The organism is Bartonella sp. LB28NMGDW, from assembly GCF_042194435.1.
Lineage (GTDB): Bacteria > Pseudomonadota > Alphaproteobacteria > Rhizobiales > Rhizobiaceae > Bartonella > Bartonella grahamii.
The window spans coordinates 1-803 of the sequence record NZ_JBHIMX010000126.1 but is presented as its reverse complement, the minus strand read 5'-3'; the positions used below and the strand labels follow the sequence as shown (position 1 = coordinate 803).

General features: G+C 44.7%; 1 protein-coding gene and 1 pseudogene. Both read left to right on the top strand.

Annotated elements, in window-relative coordinates:
• Positions 1–161 precede the first annotated feature (161 nt).
• The gene (locus tag ACFIKG_RS09585; RefSeq protein ID WP_375652229.1) at positions 162–587 is read left to right on the top strand and encodes a hypothetical protein; all 426 of its coding nucleotides are present in this window, start codon (positions 162–164) and stop codon (positions 585–587) included.
• A 1-nt stretch (position 588) separates the two neighbouring features.
• Positions 589–803 (top strand): annotated as a pseudogene (locus ACFIKG_RS09580) (hypothetical protein); the annotation flags it as partial.

The following is an 803-nucleotide window of genomic DNA, read 5'->3' as shown; positions in this document are numbered from 1 at the left end:
ATCACATGGCATAAGGAAAGGGTGTGTTCTTATGTCACGGGCGCTTATCATGGGCGTTCACGCAATCGTTATCACCGCTTTAAATTGCGCATTCCTAAGAATGAACCTTGGACGATGATTACGGGTTTTAATGTGGATTTACGTCCTTTTGGCAGAGGGTAATGGCAAAAGTCTTTTTGACCACGTCTTGGGATATGGAGCGTATAGCCCTTTATCTTGAAGACATCATTGCATCTTTTAGAGAGTATGTAGAGCGTTTTAAACATGAAATTACGTTGCAAGAACTCATTGAATCTATTTGCACGGGTAAGAAACAGTTATGGCTTGTTTTGGATGATGAAGAGCGCTTTTTAGCAGCAGTCACGACCCAGATACAACAGACAGTTTTAGGAAAGAAGCGCGCTCTGATTTGTGAATGTAGTGGCAAGGGTGTTCTTGATTTGGTTGACAATTTGCAAGTTGCAGAGGATTGGGCGCGTGAGAATGGCGCTTTTGAAATGGAGATCTTGGGTCGTTTGGGTTGGAAACGTGCATTGGACAAGCAAGGTTACAGCATAGATATGCTTTATTACAGGAAGGAATTGTGAAATGGGGAGCAAGACACCAGCAACAACAGAACAAAAGCAGGTACAGACAAGCGCCCCCCCTGCTTGGTTGGAGAATGTATTTAAGCGTGGGGGTAGTGATGCGTATCATCTGTATAATACAGGGGCGGGTGGTAATGTTTATGGAGGACCTCGTATTGCCCCGTTAAGTGCTCAAACCACCCAAGCCATAGGTGGTCTTGGGAGTGTACCATTGCA

Bases quoted from the DNA above. Each gene is read 5' to 3' on its own strand.
- ACFIKG_RS09585 (WP_375652229.1), top strand. From the start codon at position 162: ATGGCAAAAGTCTTTTTGACCACGTCTTGGGATATGGAGCGTATAGCC.